This is a genomic window from Dyadobacter sp. SG02, assembly GCF_900109045.1.
GTDB lineage: Bacteria > Bacteroidota > Bacteroidia > Cytophagales > Spirosomataceae > Dyadobacter.
Genome location: NZ_FNYL01000005.1, coordinates 65,309 through 91,921, shown reverse-complemented (window position 1 = coordinate 91,921; position 26,613 = coordinate 65,309). Strand labels below are relative to the sequence as shown.

31 protein-coding genes are annotated in these 26,613 nt (G+C 50.2%); 14 read left to right on the top strand and 17 right to left on the bottom strand.

All coding sequences use genetic code 11. The features are described 5' to 3' along the window. Positions 1-107 precede the first annotated feature (107 nt). Entirely contained in the window at positions 108-947 is an 840-nt protein-coding gene (locus tag BMW93_RS13300; RefSeq protein WP_090376539.1) for a sulfurtransferase, read from the top strand. 40 nt (positions 948-987) lie between these two features. On the opposite strand, the gene BMW93_RS13295 is transcribed toward BMW93_RS13300, so the two are convergent. Continuing rightward, positions 988-1,866: a c-type cytochrome gene (locus BMW93_RS13295; RefSeq protein WP_090376536.1), complete on the bottom strand. Its 879-nt coding sequence runs from the start codon at positions 1,864-1,866 to the stop codon at positions 988-990. A gap of 175 nt (positions 1,867-2,041) precedes the next feature. Here BMW93_RS13295 and BMW93_RS13290 point away from each other — a divergent pair, with 175 nt between their 5' ends. Together BMW93_RS13290 and BMW93_RS13285 are read left to right on the top strand one after the other, a co-directional pair. Further along, the gene (locus BMW93_RS13290; RefSeq protein ID WP_090376533.1) at positions 2,042-3,046 is read left to right on the top strand and encodes an AraC family transcriptional regulator; all 1,005 of its coding nucleotides are present in this window, start codon (positions 2,042-2,044) and stop codon (positions 3,044-3,046) included. 17 nt (positions 3,047-3,063) lie between these two features. Next, positions 3,064-3,594, top strand: a complete 531-nt coding sequence (locus tag BMW93_RS13285; RefSeq protein WP_229240416.1) for a YceI family protein — start codon at positions 3,064-3,066, stop codon at positions 3,592-3,594. 6 nt (positions 3,595-3,600) lie between these two features. Here BMW93_RS13285 and BMW93_RS13280 read toward each other — a convergent pair whose 3' ends face one another. Then, positions 3,601-3,858, bottom strand: coding sequence for a hypothetical protein (locus tag BMW93_RS13280; RefSeq protein WP_090376530.1), 258 nt, complete (start codon positions 3,856-3,858; stop codon positions 3,601-3,603). 142 nt (positions 3,859-4,000) lie between these two features. Between BMW93_RS13280 and BMW93_RS13275 the strand changes: the two genes are divergently transcribed. Both BMW93_RS13275 and BMW93_RS13270 read left to right on the top strand, forming a co-directional pair. Beyond that, positions 4,001-4,699: a bifunctional 2-polyprenyl-6-hydroxyphenol methylase/3-demethylubiquinol 3-O-methyltransferase UbiG gene (locus BMW93_RS13275; protein WP_090376527.1), complete on the top strand. Its 699-nt coding sequence runs from the start codon at positions 4,001-4,003 to the stop codon at positions 4,697-4,699. A gap of 194 nt (positions 4,700-4,893) precedes the next feature. After that, entirely contained in the window at positions 4,894-5,151 is a 258-nt protein-coding gene (locus tag BMW93_RS13270) for a T9SS type A sorting domain-containing protein (protein ID WP_090376524.1), read from the top strand. A 44-nt stretch (positions 5,152-5,195) separates the two neighbouring features. Here the strand turns inward: BMW93_RS13270 and BMW93_RS35155 are convergent, their stop codons facing one another. The 3 genes from BMW93_RS35155 to BMW93_RS13255 all read right to left on the bottom strand — a co-directional run bounded on the left by BMW93_RS35155 (position 5,196) and on the right by BMW93_RS13255 (position 7,132). Then, on the bottom strand, positions 5,196-6,065 hold the full coding sequence (locus BMW93_RS35155; RefSeq protein WP_143061647.1) for a M48 family metallopeptidase: 870 nt from the start codon (positions 6,063-6,065) through the stop codon (positions 5,196-5,198). Between the two features lie 125 nt (positions 6,066-6,190). Beyond that, positions 6,191-6,424 carry a hypothetical protein gene (locus BMW93_RS13260; protein WP_229240414.1) on the bottom strand — a complete coding sequence of 78 codons (234 nt, stop codon included), beginning with the start codon at positions 6,422-6,424 and terminating at the stop codon, positions 6,191-6,193. Positions 6,425-6,502: 78 nt separating this feature from the next. After that, positions 6,503-7,132, bottom strand: coding sequence for a pyridoxamine 5'-phosphate oxidase family protein (locus tag BMW93_RS13255; protein ID WP_090376518.1), 630 nt, complete (start codon positions 7,130-7,132; stop codon positions 6,503-6,505). A gap of 79 nt (positions 7,133-7,211) precedes the next feature. Between BMW93_RS13255 and BMW93_RS13250 the strand changes: the two genes are divergently transcribed. Both BMW93_RS13250 and BMW93_RS13245 read left to right on the top strand, forming a co-directional pair. Continuing rightward, positions 7,212-8,681, top strand: a complete 1,470-nt coding sequence (locus BMW93_RS13250) for a PLP-dependent aminotransferase family protein (protein WP_090376515.1) — start codon at positions 7,212-7,214, stop codon at positions 8,679-8,681. After that, complete coding sequence (locus tag BMW93_RS13245; RefSeq protein WP_090376512.1) at positions 8,678-9,889, top strand: MFS transporter; 1,212 nt, start codon at positions 8,678-8,680, stop codon at positions 9,887-9,889. Before BMW93_RS13250 ends, BMW93_RS13245 begins: the two co-directional genes overlap by 4 nt. Here the strand turns inward: BMW93_RS13245 and BMW93_RS13240 are convergent. Then, positions 9,884-10,252 carry a helix-turn-helix domain-containing protein gene (locus BMW93_RS13240; protein WP_090376510.1) on the bottom strand — a complete coding sequence of 123 codons (369 nt, stop codon included), beginning with the start codon at positions 10,250-10,252 and terminating at the stop codon, positions 9,884-9,886. The two genes, BMW93_RS13245 and BMW93_RS13240, sit on opposite strands and share 6 nt — an antisense overlap. A gap of 125 nt (positions 10,253-10,377) precedes the next feature. Between BMW93_RS13240 and BMW93_RS13235 the strand changes: the two genes are divergently transcribed. Further along, positions 10,378-10,656, top strand: coding sequence for a hypothetical protein (locus BMW93_RS13235; protein ID WP_090376507.1), 279 nt, complete (start codon positions 10,378-10,380; stop codon positions 10,654-10,656). Between the two features lie 351 nt (positions 10,657-11,007). Here the strand turns inward: BMW93_RS13235 and BMW93_RS13230 are convergent, their stop codons facing one another. Together BMW93_RS13230 and BMW93_RS13225 are read right to left on the bottom strand one after the other, a co-directional pair. Beyond that, a complete protein-coding gene (locus tag BMW93_RS13230; RefSeq protein ID WP_090377654.1) occupies positions 11,008-13,002 on the bottom strand; it encodes a heavy metal translocating P-type ATPase in 1,995 nt (664 codons plus the stop codon). Between the two features lie 181 nt (positions 13,003-13,183). Then, entirely contained in the window at positions 13,184-14,623 is a 1,440-nt protein-coding gene (locus BMW93_RS13225) for a PLP-dependent aminotransferase family protein (protein ID WP_090376505.1), read from the bottom strand. Positions 14,624-14,726: 103 nt separating this feature from the next. On the opposite strand from BMW93_RS13225, the gene BMW93_RS13220 reads away from it, so the two are divergent. The 6 genes from BMW93_RS13220 to BMW93_RS13195 are packed head-to-tail and all read left to right on the top strand — an operon-like array spanning position 14,727 to position 20,248. Continuing rightward, positions 14,727-15,656: a DMT family transporter gene (locus BMW93_RS13220; RefSeq protein WP_090376502.1), complete on the top strand. Its 930-nt coding sequence runs from the start codon at positions 14,727-14,729 to the stop codon at positions 15,654-15,656. Further along, the gene (locus BMW93_RS13215) at positions 15,649-16,119 is read left to right on the top strand and encodes a DUF1572 family protein (RefSeq protein WP_090376499.1); all 471 of its coding nucleotides are present in this window, start codon (positions 15,649-15,651) and stop codon (positions 16,117-16,119) included. The genes BMW93_RS13220 and BMW93_RS13215 overlap by 8 nt, the downstream gene beginning before the upstream one ends. Before the next feature lie 5 nt (positions 16,120-16,124). Beyond that, on the top strand, positions 16,125-16,487 hold the full coding sequence (locus BMW93_RS13210; RefSeq protein WP_090376497.1) for a nuclear transport factor 2 family protein: 363 nt from the start codon (positions 16,125-16,127) through the stop codon (positions 16,485-16,487). 3 nt (positions 16,488-16,490) lie between these two features. Next, positions 16,491-17,885, top strand: coding sequence for a pyridoxal-dependent decarboxylase (locus BMW93_RS13205; protein WP_090376494.1), 1,395 nt, complete (start codon positions 16,491-16,493; stop codon positions 17,883-17,885). Between the two features lie 54 nt (positions 17,886-17,939). Then, positions 17,940-18,434 carry a hypothetical protein gene (locus tag BMW93_RS13200; RefSeq protein WP_090376491.1) on the top strand — a complete coding sequence of 165 codons (495 nt, stop codon included), beginning with the start codon at positions 17,940-17,942 and terminating at the stop codon, positions 18,432-18,434. Positions 18,435-18,436: 2 nt separating this feature from the next. After that, the gene (locus BMW93_RS13195) at positions 18,437-20,248 is read left to right on the top strand and encodes a M64 family metallopeptidase (RefSeq protein WP_090376487.1); all 1,812 of its coding nucleotides are present in this window, start codon (positions 18,437-18,439) and stop codon (positions 20,246-20,248) included. Between the two features lie 63 nt (positions 20,249-20,311). Here BMW93_RS13195 and BMW93_RS13190 read toward each other — a convergent pair whose 3' ends face one another. The 9 genes from BMW93_RS13190 to BMW93_RS13150 all read right to left on the bottom strand — a co-directional run bounded on the left by BMW93_RS13190 (position 20,312) and on the right by BMW93_RS13150 (position 26,598). Continuing rightward, the gene (locus BMW93_RS13190) at positions 20,312-20,623 is read right to left on the bottom strand and encodes a hypothetical protein (RefSeq protein ID WP_090376484.1); all 312 of its coding nucleotides are present in this window, start codon (positions 20,621-20,623) and stop codon (positions 20,312-20,314) included. A 5-nt stretch (positions 20,624-20,628) separates the two neighbouring features. Next, a complete protein-coding gene (locus BMW93_RS13185) occupies positions 20,629-21,393 on the bottom strand; it encodes a ParA family protein (RefSeq protein WP_090376481.1) in 765 nt (254 codons plus the stop codon). A gap of 321 nt (positions 21,394-21,714) precedes the next feature. Further along, on the bottom strand, positions 21,715-22,974 hold the full coding sequence (locus tag BMW93_RS13180; protein WP_090376478.1) for an MFS transporter: 1,260 nt from the start codon (positions 22,972-22,974) through the stop codon (positions 21,715-21,717). Between the two features lie 21 nt (positions 22,975-22,995). After that, positions 22,996-23,235 carry a hypothetical protein gene (locus tag BMW93_RS13175; RefSeq protein ID WP_090376475.1) on the bottom strand — a complete coding sequence of 80 codons (240 nt, stop codon included), beginning with the start codon at positions 23,233-23,235 and terminating at the stop codon, positions 22,996-22,998. Between the two features lie 39 nt (positions 23,236-23,274). Beyond that, complete coding sequence (locus BMW93_RS13170) at positions 23,275-23,862, bottom strand: TetR/AcrR family transcriptional regulator (RefSeq protein ID WP_218147688.1); 588 nt, start codon at positions 23,860-23,862, stop codon at positions 23,275-23,277. Between the two features lie 88 nt (positions 23,863-23,950). Then, positions 23,951-24,397 carry a DinB family protein gene (locus BMW93_RS13165; RefSeq protein WP_090376472.1) on the bottom strand — a complete coding sequence of 149 codons (447 nt, stop codon included), beginning with the start codon at positions 24,395-24,397 and terminating at the stop codon, positions 23,951-23,953. 3 nt (positions 24,398-24,400) lie between these two features. After that, positions 24,401-25,882, bottom strand: a complete 1,482-nt coding sequence (locus BMW93_RS13160; protein ID WP_090376468.1) for an Eco57I restriction-modification methylase domain-containing protein — start codon at positions 25,880-25,882, stop codon at positions 24,401-24,403. After that, positions 25,883-26,332, bottom strand: a complete 450-nt coding sequence (locus BMW93_RS36265) for a PIN domain-containing protein (RefSeq protein WP_090376465.1) — start codon at positions 26,330-26,332, stop codon at positions 25,883-25,885. After that, positions 26,329-26,598: a DUF6364 family protein gene (locus tag BMW93_RS13150; protein ID WP_090376462.1), complete on the bottom strand. Its 270-nt coding sequence runs from the start codon at positions 26,596-26,598 to the stop codon at positions 26,329-26,331. The genes BMW93_RS36265 and BMW93_RS13150 overlap by 4 nt, the downstream gene beginning before the upstream one ends. Positions 26,599-26,613: the final 15 nt, after the last annotated feature.

Genomic DNA, 26,613 nt, shown 5'->3' with positions numbered 1-26,613 from the left:
ACAGCACAATATTTATAGCGTGCAAAACAGTTCAACATCGACCATTTAGACGCTACATTTCAGGAAAAGTAACGTTATTTACCAAAGTTTTTTCAAAAGACCCGGACATGAATATCATTACGACAGACCAGCTTAAAACCATTCTGGAAAATGAAGACCCCATTGTGATCGATGCACGGGGAGGGACGGATGCCCTGGAACGGTACAACCAGGCGCATCTCGCAAATGCACAGTTTGTAGACCTCGAAACCGATTTGTCGGAGAAAACCGGCGATCCGTCTGTCGGCGGGCGGCACCCGTTGCCTGAACCGGATGATTTCGGACGGTTTTTAGGCATTCTGGGCATCAGTCCTGCTTCGACGGTGGTTGTATATGATGATAAAAAAGGCGCCAATGCAGCCGCGCGTTTCTGGTGGATGCTCAAAGCCGCCGGTCATGAGAAAGTATATGTAGTGAGCGGCGGGCTGGATGCGATCGTCGAAGCTGGAATCGATTTAACCCAAAAAACGGCTTTGCTGCACGATTTGGAAGAATATCCGATTCGTGGATGGCAAATGCCGCTGGTGGATGCCGACGACGTGGCGCTGGCTGCGGCCGATCCGGAATCGATGGTGATCGACGTGCGCGAGCATTACCGGTACCTGGGAGAAAGCGAGCCGATCGACCTCGTGGCCGGGCATATTCCGGGGGCTGTGAATATCCCTTATACCTCGAATATGGATGAAAAAGGCGAATTTATGCCGCCTGCCGACCTGGCCGCCAAATACAAGGAAGCATTGGCCGATAAGGACCCGCGCAAGGTGATCGTGCATTGCGGATCGGGCGTGACGGCGTGCCACACGTTGCTCGCGCTCGCGGAGGCAGGCCTGCACGGAGCGAGCCTGTACGTGGGCTCGTGGAGCGAATGGTCGCGTACGGAACGGCCAATCGCGACAGGCGAGGAATGATACAAGCAGCGGGCCGGACATCAAAATCCGGCCCGTTCGTTTATTGAATGGATCGCAGGTAGTCGTAAAGTGAAGAAAGCTCGCCACGTGTGTACTGGGCAGTCATTTTCCAAGGCATATCTTCATTTTTAAGCACATGGCCTTCGGGTGTCTTTCCCGAGGTCAGTGTCGCGATGAACTGTGCTTTGCTCCATTTACCGACGTGGCCCGCCCGAGTAATGTCCGGCACCGGTGGAAATCCGGGTGCAAGTGGCTCCCCACCCTTGAAGTTTTCGCGATGACAGCCAGAGCACGATACGGCCAGGTATTTCCCTTGCGCGGCACCCTCCGTCGAATCGGCCCGCGCAATCATGGGTTTGTCGTGATCGATTTTCTCTACCGATAATAGCGGCATTTTGTCAAGATAACTCATGATGATGGCAACCGGGCCGAGATCATTGGCGGGAAGTACATTGTCCACTTGCGGAATCTGGCGGCAGTAGGCAATGAGCGTGGCCATATCCTGCTGCGAAAGCAATGTCGTTTCATGCGAAGGCATAAAAAGAAGCGGTTTGCCGTCCTGATCAACACCGTGCCGCATTGCCGCAAGCCAGTCCGGTACTTCATAACTACTTGGTAACCCGCCTTTTCCGTGTGTGAGGTTACCGGCAACGAGCCGACCTATGGCACCGTCGTCGCTCATGATTTTGCCTTCCAGCTGGTTACCATGGCAATCCTGGCAGCCTTTGATGGCCACCAGGTGCTTACCCCGGGCAATTGTCGCACTATCCGACGGGATTTCAATGCTTTCTTTTTCGAAAACATAGGACTTATTCATGCGCCTTTTCATGGAAACCGACATGTAAGTGTAGGTGCAAACGGCTGCGAGAAGAATTCCGGCCAGGACAATGCCTGTCCATTTCAAGATTTTTCTGATCATGGCTTTGAAGTTTTTGGCAAAAATGCAGGGCCTGGATTTGCATTAGCCTACGTCAAACGGATTAAAACCTACGACAAACGGATTTCGTCGATTAATTGGGCCGTTCACTCACTAGGAAGCACGCGGGAGGGTTGGGAGGCTGTATTTTCGCGATGTGTTAAACCTGTTCCGTCCTATGGCAGCTGTACTCATCCACCCGGCCGACATTCTCGATTTCAACCCTGTACCTAATCCGCAATCGGTTATTCCGGGTGTGCGTACGAACAATCCTGGTGAATTTCTGACGCGCTATCATCCCAAAGCGGGCGCGATGAAATTCAAAAGTCTGCTGTTCCCGCATATGCACGTAATGAACCTGCATTGGACGTCGCACGAGCAGGATGTGGTCCTTCACGATAGCACGCCGGTTGACACTATTAACATTAATTTTCATATGGCCGGAAGGCTCGATACCACATTCGAGGGGCTTTCGCACGAGCTGAACATGCGCGCCGGCAAACACAATCTCGTCTTTTCGCCCGAAGGCGGCGATACCAACCGGGTGGCAGCCCGCGAATCGCTCGAAATGTTCCATATCAGCCTGGATAAGGCCTTTTTTGCGGACATCATTGGCTGCGACGACCATTGGAGCGAACGTGTTCAGAAAAATCTGCTTCATAACAGGCCATTTTCAGGCATTACCGGCACGGCGGATACCACGCCATTCATGCAAAGCCTGATCCGCGAAGTGAAACAATGCACGCAGACAGGGGCGACGAGGAATCTGATCGTTCAGTCAAAAGTGCTGGAATTGCTGGCTTTGCAAATCGAGCAGTTCCGCGGGCCGGAGCGGGTTGACACCATTTCAGCAGCCGATGCGGACAAACTTCACCAGTTGAAATACTTCCTGGACACGCACTTTTTGGAAGAATTTTCGCTGGCAGAGTTGTCGAGGATTTGCCTTTTGAATGAGTTTAAAGTAAAAAAAGGGTTTAAGGAACTGTTCGGTACCACCGTTTTCGGCTATCTCCGCAAAATGCGGATGGACTATGCCGAGCAACTGCTGCTTGACGCCTCACGGTCCGTGGAGGAGGTTTCGGACCTGCTCGGGTATGAGCACGCGCAGCATTTTTCCATTGCATTCAAAAAATACCGCGGGGTTAATCCTTCTGCCATCAAAACCAGGCGTGTGTTGGCCTGAATATGTTAAAATTCACAATGAGAAAGTATTTAACAGTGATCAGTTTATTGATATTGAGTGCATTTGCATTTTCTGTGATCACAGGCTGGAAAATCGCGGAAGGATATCAGATCCGGTTCGACGGCAAATATGCGCATGGATCTTTCAGGAAAATGGAAGGGAATATCCGTTTTGATCCCGCACACCCCGAGGAATCCAGGTTCGAGGTTTTGGTAGATGTCGCTTCGATCGATACGGGCATCGAACTTAAAAACAAACACGCCCGAAGCGACAAGTGGTTCGATGCGGAAAAGTACCCGCGCATTCTTTTCGTTTCCCAGTCGGTAAGCCGGACGGATACCGGGTTTGTCGTGCATGGTGAACTGGAACTGAAAGGGATTAAAAAGAATTTAGCGATTCCTTTTGCATTCAGGAGCTCTGGCGACCAGCATTCATTTTATGGAAAGTTTAAAGTTAACCGCGCCGATTTCGGAATCGGGAAGGTGAATGGCAAGGAGTCCGACTCGACTGCCGTGGAAGTATCCGTTCCCGTGCTGTCTCTGGACTAACCTTATTTACTCCCGCAACGCTTCAAGTTGCCGGAGCAATTCTTCCAGCTCGCCTTCGGCCGCTTTCAGCGCCCGCATTTCCGCACTTTCGACGACGTTTTGTGCGGGGTCGTCGAAATTCTTCATTTCTTCCATCACTTCCGGGTTCTCGCGGTTTTCCGCCGAGAAAGCGACGGTTTCTTCAAGGTTCGTTCGCTCGAAATCGATTTGCTGCCTTTTCGCCAGTATTTTATCTTCCAGTTCTTGCCTTTCCAAGGTGCTCATAGTGATTATTGTTTTTAAATTTACCTTGCAATAACTGAGCCAGTCATTTTACACATTTGAGGAGGGTAATTTCAATCTGTGAATTACTTTGCTTTTCTTTGAACGAACTATATATTACTCGATAAACAACTCACACAGGACTATGGATTATGTAAGTGCTTCATCTGATTATCTGAGCGCCAATCCCAGCTGGCATATCGAAGACTCGCCCTGGAAAGCCACTCAGGTGATCAAAATGCTGAAAAAGAATAACCTGCATCCCAAATCCATCGTAGAGATCGGTTGCGGCGCAGGGGAAATCCTCAACCAGCTTTATGAACGTTGGGAGGACAAGGCCGTGAAGCTTTACGGTTACGATATTTCGCCGGACGCCTATGAATTCTGTAAGCCGCGGGAAAAAGATCGTTTGAAATTCTTCAATGATGATCTGTTGCAAACAACGGAAAAGTTCGATCTCCTGCTGATGATCGATGTATTTGAGCACGTGGAAGACTATTTCGAGTTTATCCGGAAAAGCTCCCGACATGCCGAATACAAGATTTTCCATATTCCACTCGATTTTTCTGCGCTGGCCGCATTTACCGGCCACTTGATGAAGTTGCGGCATTCCGTGGGCCACATTCATCATTTTACCCGCGAAATGGCGATCAATACCTTGAAAGACTGCGGCCTGGAAGTGGTCGACTGGTTTTACACGCTTTCAGAACTGGAATTGAACTATGGCAGGCACAACTTCAATGGGAAGGTGGTCAATTCATTCCGAAAGGTACTATATACTGTCAATCCCGAGCTTGCGGTAAAAGCCTTGGGTGGGTTTTCACTGATGGTCCTGGCAAAGTAAGATAATAACACGTGACTTTTACGCATGCGCGGCCCGCTCGTTCGGGCTGCGCTTTTTTTTATTACTGCCGTTTGGTCATTGTTTGCTAACCGGTCGGACAACGTATTTGAATTGGGTGGGTGCTATTTTCAAATTGCACACATTCGTAATGCGCTTTTATCCGAGCGCGTTCAGCATCCAGACGGAATTCAGATATGAAGAAAAAAGAAGATTTGAAGCGCGAGGTCATTCTACATCCTAATCCTGCCACAGACGAAGTGCGCATCAGCGGGATGGCAAGGATGGAGGTTGCAACGATCGTGGCCTGGACGCGCTCCGGCCACGCGATTTCATTGAGGGAAAAACAAAATGGTACCGTCGATGTGTCGCATTTGAAGCGCGGACTTTATTCGCTGGTGATAACCTGCTGGGACGGGTCAATGATTTCCAAACGGATTTCGATCCGCAAGTAATGCCGCCGCGAATGACGGGCCGGTACATTCGTTGTGCCGGCCTGCTACTTCATATTCAAAGCCCGTTTCAGAAATCCTCCGAGAAAACTGGCGGCGAAAGTCAGGATCATGGAGCCGTACAGGCTGAAATTTTCCAGCTCCTGCCTCGCCTGGTCGTCCGGGCGTGTAGTGAACAGGAAGTAGCCGGCCAGCAAAAGAACACATTGCATGATGGCCAGCAGCCAGCCCTTGTAAGGTTCGACAAAGCCAATGCAAATGGCCGCAAAGACGGCAACGAGGTAGGGCAGGTGAATGCTTTCAGCGTTTTTGACGACGTACACCAATAATGCGCTGGTTAGGATAATTATTACCATGTTGATAGCCAATCGCTTATCAAAAAATGGTATTTTGGATGCGGAGGATGCCATAGGGCCGGTTTTTAGAAGTTGGCTTAATTCGTTTTCATGATGAACGTCCCGCATTGCCTCGGTTTCGCGGCCAAGTTGCGAAAATGCTTTTGCACGCCACTGGTAAGGCGCAGCGCTGGTTTCTTCTGAAAGCGCAACGGCTTTATTGAGCGATGCCAGGGCCGTTTCAGGTTGGTTTTGTTCGAGGTACAGCTTCCCGAGTTCGAGATGGAGCGTGTAAACCTGATCGTCGTAACTGAGGCCAGATTGCATATCGGCTTTTGCAGCTTCGAAATTTCCACGCCTTTTCTGGCAAAGGCCCCTGTAAAGATAGGCAATGCAGGATTTGGGTTTTTGCCTGATCCTGGAATCGAAATAGGCGAAGGCGTCGTCGGTTTGCTCGTTTTCGTAAAGCTTAATCCCTTCCGAGAGTGCCGCTGCTTCCTTTTCGCTGGGTGTGCGGAGGTCGGCGTAGTTGCGCAGGTAGTAGATGTAGCCGAAAAAGGCGATGACGACCAGGAATTCCATATTGTTTGCTAAATCAGCGCTTGGCACTCAATTGATGATGCCAAAATTCGGTACCGATCTCCGTAAATCAAAAAGGAACTTAGTGGTTTGTTGAATGAAAGGTGTGAATGGTTGTGATAGCGGGGTCAGACGAGGATCACGAGATTGGGTTCGTCGCCGTTTTCGGTATTGAGCGCGGAGTAGGCCAGGGCAATGCGTTTACCGGTATTTTCAGCCAATTCAAGCAATTGAAAGACCTTTTCTTCACCCTCGATCCGCAGCGCCTGGTACAAAATGTTCCCGTAATTGAACTCGTGGGAACCCAGTCCGTTTTTCAAAGCCGCCAGTTGATACCGGTCGAATATTTCCTTTCCTGACATGAAGTGCAACATTTGGGTGTGATATTGCAGGTGAATTTGCCCGAAAGATGCTCGAACCGGTATCAAGGTTGCATGCGGTTAACTTAAATGTTGAGGAAGTGGAATATTTTGACTCGTTTCGTCGGCGATAGGCTTGCCCCGCAATGTTTGCAAGGGAATAAGTCCCGACCAGATGGGCAATTCCAAGTCCTCCGGCTCGTCCTTGGGCATTCCGTGACGCATTTTAGCCGACGCTTCATCAAATGAGAAGGCCAGTGCGGTGGTTTTTCTGACCTCGCTATCGGTCATCGGGCGCAGGTAATCCCAGCTGTTGGGTACGATTTTATTGGTAAGCCATTCAAATGCAGCCCGTTTCGTTTCAATATCTTCTATTTTCTCCGCTTGGGAAAAAATAATCACCGACCGGTAATTGACCGAATGGCTGAATGCCGATTTCGCCACAACGAGTGAATCGGTAAGCATTACCGAGATGCAAACCGGGATTCCCTTCTCGATTTCCCTGATAAAATGACTACCCACCGAGCCGTGAATGTAAATTTTGTCTTCATAGCGGACAAAAGCCGTCGGAATGGAGAACGGCTTGTTGTCCACTGCATAGCTAATAGTGCAAAACAGTGCCTCGTCGAGGATAGTACAGATCGTTTCGTGATCATAATGCGCGCGCTTCGCTGAGCGGCTGGGTACGAGATAGGGTGGTGGTGTGTTCATCTGCTTTGTTTTTCGTCAAAATTATGCTTTAATTGGCCTATCTCTTTAATCCAATATTTCAAATAGTGGTGGTCCAATTATGATGAACGTGCTGTCTACGCTGATCACCCCTGAAAAAGGCGGTAAGCAGCCGGTATACCTTCAAATCGCCAACCAACTGATGTCGCTGATTAAAAACGGTACATTGCAATCCGGTTATCGGTTATTGAGTACCAGGCAGTTGTCTGCTATCCTGAAAGTACATCGGCGGACGGTCGTGCAGGCGTATGACGAGCTGCTGGCGCAAGGTTGGCTGGAAAGTCAGACCGGTAACGGCACATTCGTCGCCCGGAACCTGCCCGACCTTCGGCCTATTCCGGTGCCGGTGGCGGTAGCGCCAGACCGGGACCCGCTAAAAAAAGCGGGTTTTCAGTTTGAAAAACCTGCTCATCTCGACAGGGCAGTCTTGAAGGCAGGCTTCCGGCTTCACCTGGACGACGGCTTTCCCGATCCCAGGCTCGCGCCGCTTGAAGACCTGTCGCGCGCGTACCGAAGCCAGTTGCTGCATGGCAATGCCTATACGCGGCTCGGCTACGGCGAGACCTGCGGCACCGCGTGGCTGAGGCAGGAGCTATCGGCGCATTTGAACGAAACTCGCGGGCTTAAAACTTCGCCAGCCAATATACTGATTGTGAGGGGCATGATTATGGGAATGTACCTGGCCGTGACGAGCCTGGTGAAGCCTGGCGATTGTGTGATAACTGATTCGCCGGGCTGGTTCGGGGCTTCGATGAACTTTGTGCAGGCGGGGGCGAATGTGAGTCATGTGCCTGTGGATGAGCATGGTATGGATATCGATGCCGTCGAAGAAATATGTTTGAAAAAGCGGGTCAGAATGGTGTACGTGACTTCCCACCATCAATATCCTACAACCGTCGCATTGCGCCCCGATCGTCGGATCAAGCTGCTGCAACTCGCTGAAAAATATGGTTTTGTAATTTTTGAGGATGATTATGATTACGATTTTCACTATCTCAGCAAACCGCTCCTTCCGCTTTTCGGCGCCGATCAGGCCGGAATGGTGCTTTATTGCGGCTCGTTCACCAAAACGATCTCGCCCGCATTCCGGATCGGTTACCTCGTAGGTCCGGAAGATGTAATCGCGCACCTGGCCTCGCTGCGGCGCATTGTCGATCGGCAAGGCGACACGATGCTTGAAAATGCGATTGCCGAGCTGTTTCAAACCGGCGTCATTCAACGGCATTTGCGAAAATCGGTTCGGGTGTACAAGCAGCGCCGGGATTTGTTCTGCGAGCTTTTAAAAAATGAGTTGCCGGATCACATCAGCTTCGATATTCCTGACGGCGGAATGGCGGTATGGGCACGTTTCGACCCGAAAATAGACATTTCAAGGCTCTCCGAAAGGGCGGCGCAGAGAGATTTGTACTTCTCGAATGGAAAAGTTGCAGGATATCCATCCCCATTCAGGAACTATATACGCCTCGGATTCGCTTCTTCTGATCCGGGAGAACTGGAAGAGAGCGTAAAGATTATCAGGAATTTACTATGATCAGGAAAGTTATTGATGCTTACAAGGCATCTTTCACGGGGCTCAGCAGGGAAACCTGGTTGCTGAGCCTTGTGATTTTGGTAAACCGCTGTGGGTATATGGCCGTACCGTTTATGAGTATGTACATTACCCAAAGCCTGCACCGGAGCATCGAGGACGCGGGGCTTATCATTACGTTGTTTGGTGTCGGGTCCGTGCTGGGTGCCATGGCAGGCGGCTATCTCACCGACAAGCTGGGTTTTCAGCCCGTGCAGATCGGGAGTCTCGTGTTAAGCGGGATATTCTTCGTCCTTTTCAGCTTTGTTACCGATTTTGCCATGCTTTGCGCGCTGATCGTCGTCCTTAGCTTTTTTGTGGAGGCATTCAAACCCGCCAACCAGACGGCCATCGCGGCCTATTCTTCGCCTGAACGCCTCATACGCTCATACGCGCTCAACCGACTGGCGACGAATATCGGCTTCGGGTTCGGTACCGGGGTGGGTGGGTTGCTGGCGGCGATCAATTACCACCTGTTGTTCTGGGTTGACGGTATAGTGTATGTGCTGGCCGGTTTGATGATCGTGCTGCTGTTGCCTAAAAGAAAGCCCGTTACAAAAAGCGACTTCCCCGCCGAGGCCGCCGTGAGCACAGCTTCACCCTGGAGAGATGCGTTCTTTGTCCGCTTCCTCGTACTGGTTACATTATATATGTTGTGTTTTGTAGTGCTTTTCAGGCTGGTGCCCGTATACTGGAAGGAAGAAATGGGGATCGGGGAGTCTACCATTGGGATTGTGCTCGGCATGAACGGGCTGATCATCGCGCTCTTCGAAATGGTGCTTGTGCAGAGCCTGGCCAATCGCAAACCTGATTATTTTTACATGGTATCAGGCCCACTTTTCAGTGCGATGGCATTTCTGGCGCTTGTCGTGCCGGATGTTTTGCCGATAATCCTTGCCGTGGCGACCGTCGTGCTGTTTACAACGGGCGAAATGCTGGCCTTTCCTTACCTGAGCACGTTCGTGATGAACCGCGCGAGTGATCTGAACCGGGGTAAATACTCCGCGGCGTACTCGGTGTCTCAGGCTGTCGCACAAATCATTGGTCCGGTTATAGGTGCTTATGTGGCCGGGCATTGGGGTTACAGCGCATTATGGACCCTGCTGATCGTCACGAGCTGCATTTGTGCGTTGGGGTTCCGGACGTTGTTCCAGCGGAACCTGGCATTATGATGCAGGTTCATCGCCGGGTTCTTCCATTTTCTGTGCTTGTTCCAGCTGCTCTCTGAGCTGGCTGATCCGGTCCGCTTCGAGTTCGAGCGCCTTGCGCTGGAGATCGATGAGGTCGTCCTTTTTGATCATAATATACTGTTCGCGGGGTTCTTCAAACATCGGTACTTCGCCCACCAGCTGGGCTACCGTGGTATCGAAGAGTTCGGCCATCATCCTGAGCTCGGCCAGCGACGGATCGTTCCTTCCGTTTTCCCAGTTTGATATCACGGCTTTGCCGGATTTTTTCAAAGCCTTGGCCAGCTTATGCTGGTTCCAACCCGCCAATTCGCGGCATTTCCTTATTCTTTCGCCAACAATTGACATTACTTATAAGATTAATATAAAATTACTTGACTATTGTCTATTAATTCTGTACTTTTGAATATTCTTTGCTTTACAGGATTTGTAAAGCGCAAATTACAATTTTTCCACACACGCTTTACAGTAACATGATCGAGCTCCAAGCAAGAGTCTCCGAATTTGGTGGCCTGACCATCAAGGAGCGCCTGTTAAGCAGGTTCATCAAGTCCCGTAGCATTGTAGGTAAAAACTGGCGCGTAGTGCTCGCTGCTAACGACCCGTTTTTCAACACCAAATTAGGCGGGGACTTCTTAACCTCAGTTGCACAGGCAGTTTCAGACAGCAGTCGCGGCAACGTAGACCGCATCGAAAGGGTCACCGTTGCCCTGGAAAAGGTAGCAGGTATTACTCCTGTTTCCGTCGTTTGACCAATTATTTTTCGGTAGGTTTCACTGAGTAGCCGGGGCTATTGCAGCTCGTCTGTACACTGATACTATCGAAGAAAGTGGATTGGTTTTCGCATCCGATGATTCGTTTGCGTGGGGAAGTCTGTGTTTAAACACGTGGCAGGTTCAGTACTGCTGTACCTGCCACGTGCTTATTTTCCTTCATCCAATGGCGTGGAGGCTAAGGTACTTGTGTCGAAACCGTCGATGCTGGCTCCGTTTTTCCTTATCCGGTGGTTTTGGATGTCGGTGGTACCTGTTTATTGGCTCGTGCGTTTAGCTCTTCTCGTTCGGCGTCGGCCGGATGGCAGTGTTTACCGTGCCCGGATCAACTTAAATTTTCCTCCCTTGAATACGGTAGGCATTCAAAATGGCGAGGAGCGCTACGCCGACGTCGGCAAACACGGCTTCCCAAAGTGTGGCAACGCCGCCCGCGCCGAGTGCCATGACGGCGACTTTAACCCCCATGGCAAGGGAAATGTTCTGGTATACAACGGATTTGGTGATTTTTCCGATCCGTACCGCCGCGGCAATGCGGGAGGGCTGATCGTTCTGGATCACAATATCGGCAGTTTCGATGGTAGCATCGGAGCCGAGCGCGCCCATGGCTATCCCCGTGTCCGCGAGGGCGATCACCGGCGCGTCGTTCACACCATCGCCAACAAATGCAATGCGTCGACCCTGGTCTTTCAACTCCTGCACGATCCTGACTTTGTCTTCGGGTAACAATCCACCGTAACTTTGGGCAATACCAAGCTCCCCGGCCACTTTTTTGACGACAGCCTCCTTATCACCCGACAGCATAATGGTCGAAATGCCGAGGCTTTTCAATTCACCGACGGCTTGCGCAGCGTCGTCTTTGATTTCATCGGCGATCAGGAAATAGCCCGCGTAGTTGTTATCGATCGCGACCATTACGAGTGTTTCGACCAGGGAAGCCAGTTCGGCGGGGTAGGTAACCGAGTGCTTATCAAGTAGTTTGGAATTGCCTGCCAGCACATCCCTGCCATCGACCTTTCCTTTCAAACCATGCCCGGCGATTTCCTCGACGTCAGTTGGTTTGTTTAATGCAATATCCCCAACCGACGCTACCACCGCCTTGGCGACCGGGTGTGTCGAATAGCTTTCCAATGAAGCGGCGATACGGATAAAATCTGTTTTCGCTATGTTTGACTCAATTTTCTGAACCTGGAATACCCCTTTCGTCAGTGTACCCGTCTTGTCCGAGACAACCGTATCGATTTTGGTGATAACATCCAGAAAATTAGCGCCTTTGACCAAAATGCCATTCCTCGAAGCCAGGCCAATGCCGCCGAAATAACCGAGCGGAATGGAGATCGTCAGTGCGCACGGACACGCGATCACGAGGAACACCATGCCGCGGTAGAGCCATTGATCAAAATTGTAATCGGCTACAAAAAGTGCGGGAATGACGATAATGAGCAACGCGAGCAAAAAGACCGCGGGCGTGTATATGCGTGCGAGACGGCTGATCAGCAGTTGGGTAGGGGCCTTGCGGGCGCTTGCCTCCTGTACCATTTCCAGTATTCGCGAAAGTTTTGAATCTCTGAAAAGCGCCTGAACCTCAATTTCGACCGACTTGTCGATCGCGATCATGCCCGCGAGTGCTTTCTCGCCTCTTTCGATGATCTGCGGCTTCGGTTCACCAGTCAATGCGGCGGTGTTGAAAGTACCTGAGGCGGATAGCATCTCGCCGTCCAGCGCCACTTTTTCACCGGCTTTTACCAATATTTTCTCACCAATCCGAACAGCGTCCGGCGTGACCTGGAGTGCTTTGTCGTCGCGTAAAACCGTCACCGTATCCGGGCGGATATCGAGCAGTGCCTTGATGGACCGTTTGGACCGGCTCACGGCAATGTCCTGAAACAGCTCGCCGATTTCGTAAAAAATCATCACCGCAACGCCCTCGCTGAACTCGCCGATATAAAAAGCGCCGAAAGTGGCGATTGTCATCAGCGTGAATTCATTGAAAAAATCGCCGCGGCTGGCTTTACGTAATGCGAGTGCCACGGTTTTATTCCCCGCCAGCACATACGCGACCAGCATCAGACCAATTTCGACGGTGCGCGGAAGCTCGATTTTCAGAACGTAGGTCAAAACAAGGAACACAGCAAGGATTGTCAAGCTCAGCCACAGCATCCAGCGGCTTTTGAGAATACCCGCGTCAGCCGATCCGTGGCTATGGTCTCCATGATCGTGGTCATGATCATGGTCGTGACTGTGGTCGTTGTGTTTGCTGTGCGTATCGGTTTTGGCCGAACAGCAATCGTCATGTGTATGTGTGGAGGTATTTTCGTCGAGTTTCATAATGCGATTAATCAAATTCAAAACAGATACCTGTCCGGCATTCCGGCCAACGCGCCGCAGGATCATTACAAAGGTAGGTTACAAAGCCATGCAACAGGGTTACAGGTCCTGAAAATCAGGTAATTGCAATATCGTTGCGTGTGTTTGTAAACTCTCGGTCAGGCACTTGGACTGTAAATCTTCACAAGCATTGCCCTCTTACCAACTCCCCCAACTTCCTCAAACCCGCGTCGATCACCGCATTGTAAGGTGCGCCGAAACTGATGCGGATGTAGTTGCTGAACCGGGCGTCGGTACTGAAAATCTGGCCGGGCGCGATGCTGATGCGTTCCTGAATGGCGCTCTCGAAGAGCTCGAATGCATTGACATGCTTGTTCAGCTCGACCCACAGCACATAGCCACCTTGCGGCCTGACTAGCCGGGTGTCGGGAGGGAAGTAGTCGCTGATCGCCTGCACATAGCGCAGGCATTGTGTGTGAAGTGCTTTCCGTAAATGCCTCATATGTAGGTCGTAACGACCGGTTTCGAAGAAGTTCGCTACGGCCGCCTGGGTTGGTGTAGCCGATGAAACGGTGTGCGTGATCTTGTGGCTCAGTACTTTGTCCCTGAACTTTCCGGGAAGGCACCAGCCCACCCGGTAACCCGGCGCCAGCGTCTTGGAAACCGACCCGCAGAGCATGACCAGGCCGTTTTTATCGTAACTTTTACAGGTACCGGGCCTGGTTTTGCCGAAATACATTTCACCATAAATATCATCCTCGATCAGCGGAATTTTCCGTGCAGCCAGCATTTCTACCAGCTTTTTCTTCCGGTGATCCGGCATCAGCGCGCCGGTAGGGTTGGAAAAATTCGGTACAAACAGCACCGCTTTCACGGGAGTGGTTTCGAGCGCATTTTCCAGGTATTCGAGATCGGCACCTTCGTCGGGGTGACACGGGATTTCGAGGATTTTCAGTCCGAGACTCTTCATGATATTGAAAATTCCGAAATAGATCGGGTTCTCGATCGCGACGGTGTCGCCGGGCTCGGTAACGGCTTTCAGGCAAAAAATCAGTGCTTCCATGCAGCCTTGCGTGGTAATGACCTCGTCCTCGCTCACATTTCCCTTCCAGTTGAAAGCGTATTTGGCGATCTGTTTCCGCAATGCGGCATTTCCTTGCACTTCCTCATATTGGGTACAACTGTGCGGACTTTTCCTGAGCGCCTCGATCATCGCTTTGTTCAGCTTGGCTTCCGGGATCAGCTCGGCGGAAGGTGCGGCCACCGATAACCGGACGATCCGCTCGTGCGTCATCGTTTTATACACCGTTCGGATCATTTCGTCGACATTCGCCTTTTCGATCAGCGGGCCAGGTGAAGGGATTTGTACTCTTTCGGGTGCATTAAGCGGTGAAAAACGCACAAAATAGCCCGATTTAGGCCGCGCTTCGATAATGCCTTTGTTTTCCAGTTCCACATAAGCCTTGAACGCCGTGCTGAGGCTGATGCCCTGTTCTTTGCTTAGCGCCCGCAACGATATCAGTTTGTCGCCGGCTTTCAGAATGCCTTTTTCGATCTGCACCGCGAGCCGGTCGGCGATTTGTGAGTAAAGAAAATCTTCCCGGATATGCTCTTCGATCATGTTATTTAAAATTTCTAATCTGTTATGCCTCAAAATAACAAAAGTGAATCTGTTTTATTAAATTTAATGACAGGAATTTTGTGGCGTTCAATGTAAAACGGTTATGAAAAGCAATCTGACGGCATATTTCGCATTAATCATGGTGTGTTTCTTTTGGGGTACCACCTACCTGGCGGCGCGCATAGGCGTGGCGGGTTTTCCGGCCCTTTTCTTCATGGGTTTCAGGAATGTAGTGGCGGGCGCATTATTGCTGGGTTTCCTGGTTCTCCGGAACAGGTCGTTTCCGTGGACATTGGCCGATATTGGTTTGCAACTGGTTCCGGGCTGGTGTATGATCACGTTCGGTACCGGGTTGGTGGGTTGGTGCGTACAGTTCATTCCAAGCGGTCTGGCGGCGTTGCTGTATGCCACGGTGCCGCTTTTTACTATTATGATCAACATGCTGGCGCGGAAGGAAGAGCGTATCAATGCGCACGTGGCCGCCGGTATGGTGCTGGGATTGGCGGGTGTAATGCTCGTCTTCAGGGATAACCTCGATTACCTGGCGGACCGAAACTCGTTCCTGGGGATCTGCGTGACATTGGCCTCGTGCGTGTCGTGGTGCCTGGGTGGGTTGTATACCAAAAGTTTTACGGGCAGAACAGATTCGTTTTTCAATGCGGCGATCCAGATGATGGCCGGCGGGGTGGGGCTCTTTGTGCTGAGTGCTTTCAACGAGGATTGGACGCATTTGCCTGCAATGCAACCACAGTCGCTGATGGCACTGCTTTACCTGATCTTTTTCGGCTCTATTCTCGCCTATGCTTCGTATCTGTTTGCCATGTCCAGGTTGCCGGCTGGATTGGTGTCGATTTATGCGTACATTAATCCGCTGGTAGCGTTGGTATTAGGCTTTTTTATATTGGATGAAAAGATTACGTGGCTGACCGTGCTCGCATTCACCGTGACGCTGGGCGGGGTTTTTCTGGTCAACCGGGGCTATCAGCTTCAAAAGCGTAAAAGTTCACTAACCTTGATAAACAGTCATGAATAGCGAGGTATTCGTCACATTGTTCAGCCGGGATCTCAAAAAGCTCCGCAAGGAAATCGAACAATACCATTCGGAAAGTGCATTATGGGTGCAGCTTCCGGGCACGATCAATCCGGGCGGTAATTTATGTCAGCATTTGATCGGGAATTTACGCACATATGTAGGCCTTACGCTGGGCGGTCATACATACGAGCGCGACCGCGATGCCGAGTTCAATAAAAGGACATTCACGCGAATCCAGATGCTCGCCGAGATCGACCGGTTGCATGAGATTGTGGTCGATACGCTGGAAAAACTTGCCGAGCCGGAAATGGACAATGAATATCCCCGGACTGTCCTGGATATGTTTCCCGACCAATCCGTTCGGCTGATCCTCACGCATTTGCTGGCGCATCTTTCGTGGCATTTAGGACACATTAACTATCACCGCCGCTGGATTACGCAGGTTCTGGCGGCACAACAATAACTGATATGCTTTTGACAGAAGAAGTAGCGCAATCCTTTGCCAGACAATGGATTGCAGCGTGGAATAGCCATGACCTTGCGGCTATCATGGCGATGTATTCCAAAGATATCCGGTTCTACTCTCCCTATATTATCAAACTGGAAATGAATGCGGAAGGCGTGATTACCAGCAAGGAAGAGCTTGAAAAGTATTTCGGAAAGGCGCTCGGTATTTATACGGACCTGCATTTCGGATTGCAGCAGGTGCTTACGGGGGCAGATTCGGTGGTTATATATTACAAAAGCGTCGCTAACCGGATGGCGGCGGAAATGATGGAGCTCGACGAGTCCGGAAAAATCAGTTTAGTGAAGGCGCATTATCATGGATAGTTTATGTTTGAATTGTTTGAAAATGAATTGAATAACCTGGAATCGATATTGGATCGGGTTAAAAGTACCAGTTTGAATTTTCTGAATAACCTCGGTGAAGTGCCGACCTATGTTTCGGATCAGTCTGCGGCTTCCCAGGATCTGGCCGATACAGGGATCGGTGCGGTGGGCAGCCTGGAAGTTTTCCGGAAACATTATGAAAAACTAATGGTAGCCAGCCCTGGGCCCCGGTATTGGGGCTTCGTGACGGGTGGGGCTACACCCGCCGCGATTGCCGGTGATTGGCTCACAGCGGTTTACGATCAGAATACGCAATCCACACAAGGCGCGGGAGACGTTTCGGCGATCGTCGAAAAGGAAACGATCAGGTTGCTGTGCCAACTCCTGTATTTGCCGGAGGACTTTAACGGCGGCTTCGTAACGGGCGCTACGATGTCGAATTTCACGGGGCTCGCCGTAGCCAGGCAATGGGCCGGTGATCAATCGGGTCGTGATATTTCGCGGGAGGGCGTGTCTGACGATCTGGTGGTAATGGCCGCTACGCCGCACTCTTCGGTTATCAAGTCGCTGGCCATGCTGGGGATAGGCAGTAAGAATGTGTTACGCATTCAGACGTTGGCAGGGAGAGAGGCCATGGATCTGGCTGATTTTGAGCAAAAACTCATTGATAATCAGGGTAGACCGGTAATCGTGAATTGCAGCGCAGGAACTGTGAATACCGTCGACTTCGACGACATTCAGGCCATCGTAGCGCTGAAACGAAAGTACCGTTTCTGGTTGCATATCGACGCTGCATTCGGCGGATTTGCGGCTTGTGTACCATCCCAGCGGCATTTGCTCGAAGGTTGGGAGCATGCCGACAGCATTACCATCGATTGTCATAAATGGATGAACGTGCCTTACGACAGCGCGGTTTCACTGGTTCGGAAGGAACATAGCCGCTTGCAGGTGAGCACTTTTCAGAATTCCAACGCACCCTATCTCGGGGACCCGTCCGAGAATTTTTCCTACCTCAATTTCCTTCCTGAAAACTCGCGCCGGTTCCGCGCATTACCTGCCTGGTTCAGTCTGACGGCGTATGGCCGGAACGGTTTTGAATCGATCGTGCAGCATAGCATAGACCGCGCGCAGGAGTTCGGGAATTACATCCAATCCAGCGAACATTTTGAATTACTCGCGCCCGTCCGTCTGAATGTAGTTTGCTTTCGTCTGAAAACCGGACCTGAAAGAATGGCTGTTTTTCTGGAAAAATTGAACCGCCGTGGAAAAGTTTTCATGACGCCTACTTTGTTATCGGGCGAATCATCTATACGAGCTGCGTTTGTAAATTATCGAACGGAAAAAAAGGATATTTTGATAGCTATCCGCGAAATGGAGGAAGTGATGCAGGTGCTGTGAAATTCGTTAATAAAGCTGTACATTGACTCTCGTACAGCTTTTTTTGAATCACACATGCTACGTTTATTTCCCTCGGTCGCCATTGCGCTCGCCGGCTTGCTGATGCTCGGTTGCCGGTCCGGGCGCTCTGTGCTGACGGTCAGTGAACTCCCCAATTACGATACACGATCTCCCGACCACATTCTCTTCCTGAACTTCCGCATTACCGGCAAGCCGGGCGGCAATGAGCGCGTCGAACTTGCGAGCGCGAATGTCGGCAACGGAAAGATGAAGGACCTCCATCGCCCCGTACATTTCCCGACCCACATAAAAGCCATACCACTTTATAACACGAGTACTGTGGAGCGTGAAATGCTATTTGAGCATCCGCTTTACCATTCGGCTGAGGTGAGTGATCCTTCGGGCCATATGAGGCGTGAGGAAATCCGTGCGAACGAGGGTACGCTATTCATCCGCATGCCGATGTATCCCGGACTCAACCGTTTAGAGCTTTTTAGTGTCACACCTGAAAGCGGTTCCGTGAAAATTTATACGCTCAGTTTTAATTAGCCATGAAAAGAATTTTAACCACATTATACGCCATTTGCATTACTGCGGCCAGTTTTGGTCAGCAATATCAGGTTGACACACTTTACAAAACAGGGCCGCTGGATAACCGGATCAATGTCGTGATCCTGGGCGATGGATTTACGGAGGGGCAAATGCCGAAGTTTGCCGCCGAAGCGAAAAAGTTTGCCGATTTCTTCCTTGCCTATAATCCTTATAAAAGGTATCGCAACTATTTCAACTTTTTCGCCATTCGTACGCCGTCCAAAGAGAGCGGTGTAACCAATCCTGGCGACGCGCCGGACGCTTACAAAGACCAGCCGGTTGGTAACAAGGATACCTTTTTTGGTACTTCTTTCGGGCATCAGATACACCGGTTGGTGGAGGTTACCAAGTTAGATGTCCTTTACGGCCTGATGACCACGCAATTTCCAACTTACGACCTGGTCGTGGTGCTTGCCAATACCGATTATTACGGAGGTTCCGGCGGGCAGATTGCCGTGCATACCTTGCATAAGGATGCGAACACGATTGGTGTGCACGAGATCGGGCACACGTTTGGGCATTTGAGCGACGAGTACTGGGCGGGTTCGAGCTATGGTATGGAAGCTGCTAATATGACGACCAACAGTGATCCGACGACAGTGAGATGGAAAAACTGGCTAAACAACCCACCGATCGGCATTTATAAGCATGGTTCTGACGGTGACGCGGCAAAATGGCACAAGCCCGCCAATGGAACTTGCCTGATGGAATATCTGAACCAGGAGTTTTGCGCTGTTTGCAGCGAGGCTACTGTCGAAAGGCTGTTGGAACTTGTCAACCCGATCGAAAAATTTGAACCTGAGACTGGTGGGAGAGTGGATGTGGCCCATAACAATACATTCAAACTGAAACTGTTAAATCCTGACCCATACACCCTGCAGGTACAATGGCGCCTGAATGGGAGACTACTGCCTTTTTCGGGGGAGGAGGTCATTCTCAAAAGTAACGAGGTGCCGGATTCGGCCTCACTCACGGTATCGGTTTTCGACAGCACCAAGGACAGTCGCCGTAATGAAGCCCGCGCGAATCGGACGCGCGAGATAACATGGTCACTTAAATCGTCTGCTCCTGTCGAATTCAGAATCGCCTCGTCGGCAGATTCCGTGTGTGCGGGCGGCGAGGTAGTGCTCACCGCATTTGGTTGTCCGGTAGTGCCAAGTTGGTCTACCGGCGAAAACGGCAAGTCCATCACAGTAAAACCCGGGCAAACGGCCACCTATTCGGCAACATGTGACTTACAAGGTTCGCCGACCAGAAAAGCGGAGGCGATTGTCAAAGCAATGCCCTTGCCAAACGCCACCGCCACGAACGGCGGCCCATACACCGAGGGGCAGGCCATCGAACTTACCGCGACCGGAGGTGTCACCTATTTGTGGCGGGGACCCATGTTTTTTGCATCTGCACGGGCACATGTTATCCTGAACGACGCGAAGCCCGAACAGGCGGGACTTTACGAAGTTGAAGTGACAGATGTAAACGGCTGTTCCAAAACGGTTCAGACGGAAGTGAAAGTCGATCCGATCCTTTCCGTACCGAACGATCCGACTGTTCTGTTAACTGTCTCGCCCAACCCTGCGCGGGATTACATTTCTGTGGAAACCGGTTTGGGAGGTAAATCCAATATTAAACTGTACGACCAGGCGGGACGGGAAATGCTATCGCGGATTTTTGAGAAACATACGGAAATCAAGCTGAATGTGGCGGCGGGGATGTATTTGTACCGGTTTACAAATGGGGGTAGGGAGGTTTCCGGGAAGATCGCCGTTCAATAGTGAAGCATTTTCTTATGCATGTATAGAAAACAAAAAGTCTCCCTCACAGGAGACTTTCGTTTTTTATACCAGTGCCGATTTCGGCTTGCGGCCGACTTTGGTGCGGTTGCGTATCTTATCGGGGCGGGGACGGATTTCTTTGTCCTGGAAATACAGCTTTAAGGATTCGATGATGATGTCTTTTTGCGTGAGTCCTTCCCAGTAACCGTAATCCTTCATATTTTCCATCAGCACAAAATCACAATCGAAGGTAACCTTGGTGGGTGCGCCGTCAGTGACATCGGCAGGAGCCGGGGTGATCGCAATGACGGGTTCATCTTCCTGTACTTCGGGTAGCGGTAGTGGCGCAAAATCAAACTTCCTTTCCTTTGCCATACGTGTCAGTTATTTATTCGTTCCAGTATTTCTTTTGTTAACTTATAATAATCTTCTGCTCCGTTGCTATGTGGTGCATACTCAAAGATCGTTGTTCCGCTGGCCTGCGCTTCCGACAATGCGATGTTATCGCGGATGTACGCTTCCATAAAAACCTCACCCAGTTGCTCCCTGGTCGCCATGATCAGTTCGTGGCTGATCTTCTTCCGGATCTTCGGGTTGTAGCGCGTTGCGAACACGCCGCCGAGATTGGTGCTGGGGCTGATCTTCTTGATCTCCGCCGAGTACACCAGGAAGTTCCGTAAACCCTCGTAGCTCAAAAACTCCGCCTGCAACGGGACATAATACTGGTGGCAAGAAACCAATGCCAGCCTCGTGTTTCCGTAGAGGGCGGGAGGGCAGTCGATGATCACGAAGTCGTAGCGGTCCTTCACTTTTTCCAACGCAATTTTCAGGTTGAAAGGAAAAACGGGCGCCGACTTGATCGTGTCTTCCCGGTGGATCATTTCGGCTGATCCGGGCAAAACATCAATGTCTCCAACTCGTTTGACGATCTCATCAAATTCGTATTCGCCGGTGATGAACGAGCCGCTGTCTTTTTTAAGTCCCGCATGGTGAATGCCGAAACTTTTGGTAAGACTGGCCTGTGCATCCAGGTCAATTACCAGTACACGTGCATTGGCAAATTTGCTGAGACCGGCAGCAATACTCTGGGCAGATGTAGTCTTTCCCACACCACCTTTGTTGTTGACAATACTGATGATTTTCATTTAAAAGTATTATAAGTATAAAAAGTTAATAGTTTATTTCACGTCAGATACGTAAATAAACGTAAAATATTTTTAACCCTAATCCTTATAAATAGAAAGTCGTAAAAGTTTTTGTCGTGGTAAATGTATCAATCATTTTAAATGAATAAAAAGTATTAAAAGAATTTTTTTGTAATTATTTTATAATGATTTGATAATCAATGTAAATGAAATATTAGTAACGTCCCTTAATGCATTTGTCACGCTGAGCGCGGTCGAAGCGCGGTACAATACCGCGCTTCGACCGCGCCCAGCGTGACAAAATGATTGACCCAAAAAGTATCAGACCGCCGGATTGGGAGCGTTAGCAGGCGCTACTGCCGCCAATTTCACAGCTACATACTTATGAATACGGTACATCAGCAATGCAGTTACGATCACCGCGAACACAACGACGTCGCCCAGCAACGGGTAGTTTTCAATGAAGCCTGTGCTCGTTTCGGAGACAATGAATCCGGCAAGCAGCGAAGCGAGCCCGCCGGCGATTTGCTGGATCGACGAGTTGATGCCCATGTAAGCGCCGCGGTCCGCCGGGTCGGGAACGGCGGTCATGAGCGCCGATGCGGAGATCATCCGGCCGGTGATGCCGACAAAAAGCAGGACGTTCAAACCGATGATAATCCAGAGCGGTGTTACGCTGAGGTTGCAATAGATGAGGGTCATGATGCAGGTCACGGTCGAGCCCATCAGGAAGACTTTGTACTTCCCGGTTTTGTCACTCAGCTTTCCGATCATCGGGCTGAACACGAGCATCGAGATACCGGTTACCATATACAACGTCGGGAGCGAGGCTTCCGCAATGCCCAGGTTGTGCACGCCGAAAGCGGTACCGAATGGCATGAGCATAAACCCGCCGGTGGCAAGGAGCGCAGTGGCCGCGAAGCCCTGGAGGTAATCGGGACGGGCGAGTGTTTTGGCCAGGTGCTGGAATGCATTGCCTTTCCGCGGGTTCTTCAAATGCGCATCGATCGGTTTCATTTGGGTTACGATCAGCACGCCGACGATCAACCCGAGTCCAACGATCATCAGGAACGGCGCGTGCCAGTTGAACTTATTCGCGAGGTACAACCCAATTGGGATACCCAAAACCTGGCTGCTCGCAAATGCCATTTGTACAAATCCCATCACCCGCCCGCGAACATCGATTTCAAAAAGATCGGTGATAATGGCGAAGCTGATCGAGCCGATGACCCCGCCGAAGATGCCCGTGAACACCCGGGCCGCCAGCAACAAATGGTAAGTAGGGGCGATGCCGCAGAACAATGTGCCGACGAGGAAGCCTACATAAAAGAAAAGCAGCAGCTTCTTACGGTCGAATTTGTCGGCAAATCCGGCGGTAAGAAGGCCGGAACCGCCCGCGCTGAATGCATAGGCGGACACGACGAGCCCGAATTGGCTGGTGGTAATGGATAATTTGTCGAGCAGGATGTACCCCAGGGGTGATAGCACCATGAAATCGAGCACAACTGTAAACTGCAAAGTGGCTAAAAGGGCTATGATAAACTTTTCATAGCCGGTAAAAGTGGGTTTGGATTCGGACATAGAGTTTGATTTTGTAAATTTTTAGTCTGTTAATTCTTCGCATGCGTACCCCGCGCGGGTGACCAGCTCGATCAGGGGCCCGCATTTCGCGTGTGTGGCCTCGATGCGCAACACCTTGTCGATATCCCCCAGGTCGACGTTCCATTTCAGGATGTCGGGGCAATTATCCAGCGTATTGGCGATCAATTTGACTTGTCTTGGGTTGTTGATGTTGGTTTTGAAAACCAGCACAAACGCCTCGGTAATTCTATGGTCGTTCATGGCAAACAAATTAGGATGCGGACCGGTTTCAGCTTTTTGTTAAGGTTTTAAGGCTTTTAATACCAATCCGAGTGTCAGGTTGATTTTCTCTTCATCGAAAACAAAAGGAGGGCGGCCGGGCATGCTTTTGCCTGCGATATGGAACTTCACAAGCTGGTAAAGCGGGGCGAATGCGATGGACCAGTATATTTCTACCGGCAATGGCATAATTTCCTTCCGGTCGATGGCATTATGCACAAACCGCTGCATTGCCTGCAAAAACCGCGTATCCACCGTCGAACGCTCCACGAGCGGCGAATGCTTCACCTGCTCCATGAACGTCATGCTGTACGGATTTTCGAGGCAATAATTCATGCGGTTGATCCACTGCCGCTTCAAACCTTCGTCGAAATGCGCGTCCGGGTCAAAGTTCAGCAATGTCGCTTCCGTCATTTTGCGCGATTCGTCGGTGTAAACTTGCTGGATCAGGTCTTCACGGTCTTTGAAATAAATGTAAATAGTAGCAACCGATACGCCTGCGGCTTTGGCAAGTTTATGCATGCTTAGCCCGTCGAAACCGTGGTTTACAATTAGTTCAATGGCTTTTTCCCGGATCAGGGCCTCTTTGTTCGCGTCTCTGAGTCTCAATGTAACAGGTCATTTTCTACGATGCAAATATAAATGAACGTTCGTTTATTTATAGATTATTTGGTTTATAAATTCGCAAAACCTTCGGTTAATAAGCTACAATTTGTCTCAGATGGTGCTCCATATGGTCGACATAATCGTCAAAGTACCATTTCAGCGTGTGTGGCTGACCATCCCTGCCTACGCCGCTCCGCGACAGGTTTTCAGGTGCAATCGCTTTCGCAATGGCTGCCAGGTGAAGATTATAGTGTTTCCAGGTCGCAACCAGCTGTTCCGCGGCGATATCGTTGTACCGGCTCAGTCCGACCCAATCGTCCTGGTTATAAAAAATCACGGGCTCGTGTTCGGACTGGATCCTGATAAAACGCTGATGGTTGTTCGCCGCGCTGTCGATTAAGTGGCCGAGAATCTCTTTTTTGCTCCATTTTTCGGGTGCAGGCTTACTTTCCAGTTCTGCAACGGGAATAGCCTCGATCAGCGCGGGAATGTGCTGACAAAGCCAGGTTAATCGGTCGATAGCGGTAGTAATATCCATAGTTCAGGAGTGATTGGTGACAATAAAATTCTCGATCACCTTTTTGTTATAGCCTTTGTACCCGCCTTGGAAATCCCGACCTGCAATAGCCACAAAATCGGCCATTCGTTGCGAATTGAGCTGTTCCAGAAGCGTTTGATAATCACCATCGTATTTAATAAAATAACCTGAATAAACCGTTACGTCCGGATTTTCGTACAAAATGAAATTGGGCTCGCGGTTCATAGGAGAGAAAATGATCTTCTTGCCGAATGCATTGTCCAGCCCCTGTGCCCGCCCGAATGCATACCAAGCCACTGCATTAGGCTTCCCATTATCACGACGATCCAGTTCCGATTTTACTTTAAGCAGGTAGGAATATGTTTGAGGAAATTCAGTTTTGAGCGTTTCCTCCGGAATAATACGCTGTTTATCAGACTCGTTCTTTTGGTAGGGAAACAAAATATATTCCGTAACCGCGTCGTCCGCAGCTTTCAGTTTAGAGCCTTTGATAATGGGTTTGAGCAAATCCTTTTCCAGGTGTGTGAAAAAGCCATTCTTGTTTTTGGCATAGACCAAGCCATTCTTTTCGCTGATGATATTGAATAAATAGCAGCCATCCGCAAGCGTCGTCAGCCCGACGGAGATTTTACAAATGTCACCCAGCCGCCGGCCTTCGTGCTCAGTCTGCTCATTGACCGAAAGCTGCCAGGGCATATCGCTTTTCAATTCTAAATGTGGAATATCGCGTCCCTCGTATTCAAAACGGTTGTTAATGCATTGCTCGAAATGGAAAGCATTCGTGCGGAGCCCGCCGAACACCGTAATCGCCGGATACGTCGAGGCCGCGCCAAAAACTGCTATATCACGGTAATTAGTGATGTGCTTTAAATTCTGATTCTTAAAAAAATACTTCCGCAACGGTCCGCCGGACTCCGAAACGAGGTAGGAGTTGGGCGTAATCATCCCGCATACGCCATCGTTTGTGAGTAGCCTGGTCGCGAGCTGAAAAAAAGCAATAAATGCATCGGTGGAACCCGTGCTGCAAAATGAGTAATGCTTCTGAATGTATTTCCGCTGTATTTCAGGCAAATGCTGAATGCGGATGTAAGGCGGATTCCCGACGATCAGGTCAAACTTTTCTTTGGATCGCCATTGTTTCAAAGCATCGCATTTGCGCAAATTCCAGTTGACAGAGATGCCAAGCGGCCCAACGAGCGCGTCGAGGTTCTCACGGCATTGCTGCAATGCTTTCGGATCGACATCCCAGCCATGTAACTGTTGCAATTTGTCTGCAATTTGCTCTGAAGGCGTGTTCCGAATGATAAACTCCGCCATCGGAACCAGAAAACGCCCGTCACCGCAAGCCGGATCCAGCATTCGCTTTTCGGTTATAGCGGCTTCATAAAAGCCGCAATGCCGCAATATCTTGTCGACAATATGAAGCGGCGTATAAACCTGGCCCAGCAATTTTTTGCGCGCATACGTGCGGGTTTGTGAAGCCATTTAGAAGTCGATGCCTTTTTGCTTTTTGAGCTTATCAGTTATAAAATGAAGGGGGGACATTATTATCATATTCTCTTCATTTTGAGCTCGATAATCGCGCAGATTATTCGTGATAAGATAATCGCAGTTGTTTTTCAATGCACACTGATATTGAAATGCGTCCTCTACATCTCGAAAGTTGCGGACGAGGGCGCTCCGGAGGCTTCCCAGGTCGTGTTCCGCCACCTGAAATATGTGCAGATACGACAACAATCTTTTGGTAAGTTCACTGCTTCGGATGCCATTTTTGTGCATCATGTAAGCAAAAGTGTATATGCTTCCGATAGACACAAACATAGGCACGCGCTGCTGATCTGCCCACGAAAGTATGTATTTTGCTTCATAAGGTTGTCCTGTCGTACGCGAAAAGGCATGGTCGAGCACAACATTGGTATCTATAAACAACCTCATAGACCATACTTATCCTTTATCATCATATCCCTGATTTCCCGGTCGGTCATATTGCTCATGGGGCTGTCTTTCAGGAAACCAAACATCTCGTTGATGCTATAAGGGGGCTTAGTCTTCTGTGCTTTTGGCTGGAAATTGCTTAGATAACTGTCTACCAGAAAGGAGAGGGAGGTGCCGTGTTGTTCGGCAAATTTTCTGGCGTTTTCCAAGTTGGACTTACTGACGCTCAATGTCAGCTTGCTCTTCGTTTCGCTCGACGTTTTCATAAGTTAGCGCAAACA